General features: G+C 51.3%; 3 protein-coding genes and 1 pseudogene. 1 reads left to right on the forward strand and 3 read right to left on the reverse strand.

The window, feature by feature from the left end:
* Positions 1–222: 222 nt before the first annotated feature.
* Positions 223–1,353, forward strand: coding sequence for a peptide chain release factor 2 (gene prfB / locus D5269_RS16965; RefSeq protein ID WP_016315524.1), 1,131 nt, complete (start codon positions 223–225; stop codon positions 1,351–1,353).
* A 265-nt stretch (positions 1,354–1,618) separates the two neighbouring features.
* Here the strand turns inward: prfB and D5269_RS16970 are convergent, their stop codons facing one another.
* The 3 genes and pseudogenes from D5269_RS16970 to D5269_RS18730 form a co-directional block, all read right to left on the reverse strand.
* Positions 1,619–1,774 carry a hypothetical protein gene (locus D5269_RS16970; protein ID WP_016315525.1) on the reverse strand — a complete coding sequence of 52 codons (156 nt, stop codon included), beginning with the start codon at positions 1,772–1,774 and terminating at the stop codon, positions 1,619–1,621.
* A gap of 56 nt (positions 1,775–1,830) precedes the next feature.
* Positions 1,831–3,582: a DEAD/DEAH box helicase gene (locus D5269_RS16975; protein ID WP_120487148.1), complete on the reverse strand. Its 1,752-nt coding sequence runs from the start codon at positions 3,580–3,582 to the stop codon at positions 1,831–1,833.
* 329 nt (positions 3,583–3,911) lie between these two features.
* Positions 3,912–4,016: pseudogene (locus tag D5269_RS18730) on the reverse strand (IS5/IS1182 family transposase); the annotation flags it as partial.

Here is a 4,016-nt window from a genome sequence, read left to right on the forward strand (position 1 = left end):
TTTGCCGCCGCCTTGAATCCACAGCGTCTTCTTGATATCCTTTTTGGATAATTTCAAATGCTGTTGCCCTGGGAAACAGGCTCTGGCGGCTTTACTTTTTCGGAAAAGAATAGTATAATAAATTGTTACAAAAAGCAGGGATTGTCTGGAACCCGGGGGTTGGCAGGGAATTCCAACATCAGATCAGCCCCCAATCAAACGGATAAGGAGCGGTGCACCAGTATGCTGCAATTTGAAGAGCTGCGACTCCGTCTGAGCGCACGCGAGGACGAGGTACAGGAATACCGGCAGGCGATCGGTTATGAGGGGCTTCAGCGCAAGCTGGCCGAGCTTGAAGAGAAAACCACTGTGCCGGGGTTTTGGAATGATGTGGAAAAATCCCAGAAAAACCAGCTTGAGACCGCAAAAGTCAAAGCGAAGCTTGCAAGTTATGACGATCTGTCGGCCCTCTATGAGGACACCCTGACCCTGATCGAGCTGGGCAACGAGGAGGAAGACGAGAGCGTCTATCCAGAAGCACTCTCTGATGTGGAGCGGTTCGAAAAGATGCTGGAAACCCAGAAGCTTACCACGCTGTTGACTGGGCAGTACGACGCAAACAATGCGATCGTGACCTTCCATGCAGGAGCCGGCGGGACCGAGGCGCAGGACTGGGCGCAGATGCTCTATCGCATGTATACCCGCTGGGCGGAGCGCCATGGCTTTACCTATAAGATTCTGGACTATTTGGATGGGGATGAAGCGGGGCTGAAAAGTGCGTCGATCATGATTGAAGGGGAGAATGCTTATGGCTTTTTGCGTTCGGAAAGCGGGGTGCACCGTCTGGTGCGGATTTCCCCGTTCGATTCGTCCGGCCGGCGCCACACCTCGTTTTCTTCGGTTGAGGTTCTACCCGAGCTGAGTGAGGACACAACGGTTGAAATCCGTCCGGAGGACATCAAAATGGATGTGTTCCGGTCGTCTGGCGCGGGCGGACAGCATATCAACAAGACTTCTTCCGCAGTACGTCTGACCCATCTGCCGACTGGGATTGTTGTTGCTTGCCAGAACGAGCGCAGTCAGCTTCAAAACCGAGCAATGTGTATGAAGATGCTGACCGCAAAGCTAATCGAAATCAAGGAGCGCGAGCACCTAGCGAATATTCAGGAGATCAAAGGGGAGCAGGCGCAGATTGCATGGGGCAGCCAGATTCGTTCCTATGTATTTATGCCGTACACCCTGGCGAAGGACACGCGGACCAAATTTGAGAACAGCAATATCAATGCGGTGATGGACGGTGATCTGGATGGTTTTATCAACGCCTATTTGAAGGCTGCAAGCCTAGGAACTCTGGGCCAACCTGCCGATGATTGACCGGTTTATCTGACCTCTGGAATATATATCCCCCCCTGGGATTGGAACCTTCTCCGATCTCAAGGGGGGATTTTACATAGTGGTAGACAAGAAATCGCAGCAAGGCGCTTTTACAATATTTAAAAAGGGTTCGAGGAACCCCCTCCTAAAAAGCGCTTTCTTTTACTTTGAATCAAGAGCACCACGTTACAAAGGTTGGTTTTTCATACTGCTGAGACAGCAAGAAGGGGTCTTTCTATCTTGTAGAAAGACCCCTCGAAAGGTTTTAAGATTGTTCCGCGTCCTCGCGCATCCGGTGGCAGCGGCCACATTTGGTACAGCCACCCTTATGGCATCTGGATTTCGCTTTATCCATCACGACGCAGGCATAGATACCTACCACGACTGCGAAGATCAGCAGAATCCATCCCCCAATTCCCATTGTGTTCGCCTCCTCATGACTTCTTATTTCGTAGCGCGCAAGCAGGGGATATCCGATTAGTCGATCTCCAGACGGCTGCGGCGCTCCTGTTTTCTAGACCATTTTTCGTTGTTGCGGCGGTGGCCCCGGCGGGACGGCTTCCCACTCAACCGGTCACGGGAAGCAAAGGGGGCTTCCGCTGAACGGGGACGTCGATTCCCCTGAAAGGCAGGGCGCGGTTTTTCCGTCGAGAGGGTGAAATGGGTCTCGCATCCCCGAATCCGCACACTGGACATTTCATTGAGGACGGTAAGTGCATCATTTTCAAACATTTCAATCAGGGTATGGTCGTCAAAAATGTCAATCCTGCCGATCGAACGGGAGGGGAGTCCGGTAGAATCCACGATGGCGCCGACAATAAAATTAGCTCCAATTCGATTGGCGCTTCCAATGTCTGCGTTGAGTACCACCCGTTTGCCACCCCGCCTGGAAGAATCCGCAGAAACAGTGGCTTTCACCACAGGAATCGTCTTTTTCTCACTGGAAGAAACAATCTGTGCAAGTGCGCAGGCGACATCGCGCAGGCCGCAACCCTGATTCTGAAGAATTTCGTCTATCTGCCCACCAAACGCCTCGTATCCTCCTGACTCGAGTGTCTGAGCCACCTTGGCGGAAAAATGCTCCTGCCGTCTGCGCAGAATATCTTCCGCTGAGGGGAGTGGCGCTTCCCGGATGTCTGCATTGATGTACCGGCGCAGCTCTTTCATCGTATTGAGCTGCCGGAAACCACACACAAGCGTATGGCTGGTCCCGCTTTTTCCTGCCCGTCCGGTGCGGCCAATTCGGTGGATATAGTACTCAAACTCCTGTGGAATGTCAAAGTTGTAAACCGCTTCAATGTCTTCGACGTCAATTCCTCTGGCCGCCACATCGGTCGCAACCAGAATGCTCGCCTTTCCATTACGAAAACTCTGCATCACCTGTGTGCGGCCGGACTGCTTCATGTCTCCATGTAGGCCGAGCGCCTGAAATCCTCGATCACCCAGATACTGCACCAGATCATCTACCATCGACTTGGTGTTGCAGAAGATCACCGACCGGCTTGGCTCCTGCATCTGGAGAAGGAGGTTGATCGCGTCCATTTTACGGGATTGCGGTACCTGGTAAAAATACTGGTCGATCGTTTCGATTGTTTTCTGTGGGGTCCGGATATGGACAGTCTGCGGATCTTTCAGAAACTCGGAAGTGATCTTCAAGATTGTGGGTGGCATCGTGGCTGAGAAAAGAACCGTCTGCCGGTCTTCCGGAGTCGCCGAAAGGATCGACTGGATATCTTCCAGAAATCCCATATTGAGCATCTCGTCCGCCTCGTCCAAAACCACCATTTTAAGAGTATCAAGCCTAAGAGTGCGGCGGCGCATGTGGTCCATCACCCGCCCCGGTGTGCCGATAACAATGTTGGCGGTGCGAAGCTGGGTGATTTGAGCATCCATCGGCGCGCCACCATAAACTGCCGCGACCGAAATACCGGTTTTGTATTTTGCATATTTGCGCATTTCCTCGGAAATCTGCATTGCAAGTTCACGGGTAGGGGAGAGCACCAGGACCTGTGCGCGACGATCTCCTCCAGACACCCGTTCAACTGCGGGGATACCGAATGCGGCAGTTTTACCGGTTCCGGTACTGCTGCGGCCGATTACGTCCAACCCCTGCATCAATAATGGGATTGCTCCCGCTTGAATGCCGGTTGCTTCGGTATAATTCATGTCGCTGACTGCCCGGCAGAGTTCGGGAGAAAGCCCGATACTTTCAAATAGGGTATTGCTCATAAATCTCTCACTTTCTAAGTTTCTTTCAAAATGAAATAAAGATGGGTTATGTTGTTGTTTCGAATGGGGCCTGTTTAAAAACAGATAAACTGGAAATTTTTTCATAATGGACGGGCGGCACAAGGAGAAAAGCACAGAAATACTTTGTGTATTCCATGGATTTCCGACGCAGCAGATGCCGCTTTTTCAGAAAAAGACAGTTATTTGATTTTTTAAACAGCTCCTGATTTTCGAAGCAGCCATTCAAAAAAAGCAAGGATAGATCTCCTTGCCCGCCTGTAGACTGATTTTGAACGCGGTTGCCACGAAGCATCCGTTCTAGGTAGTGTTCACATAAGCACATCGACAATGAGAGCAAAAAAGACAAAAGCCAAAAAGATAATATCCAGTTTGTCATAGCGGGTAAAAATGCGACGAAATCGCTTGATACGGCG

Source organism: Anaerotruncus sp. 1XD42-93 (assembly GCF_009917605.1).
GTDB lineage: Bacteria > Bacillota > Clostridia > Oscillospirales > Ruminococcaceae > Anaerotruncus.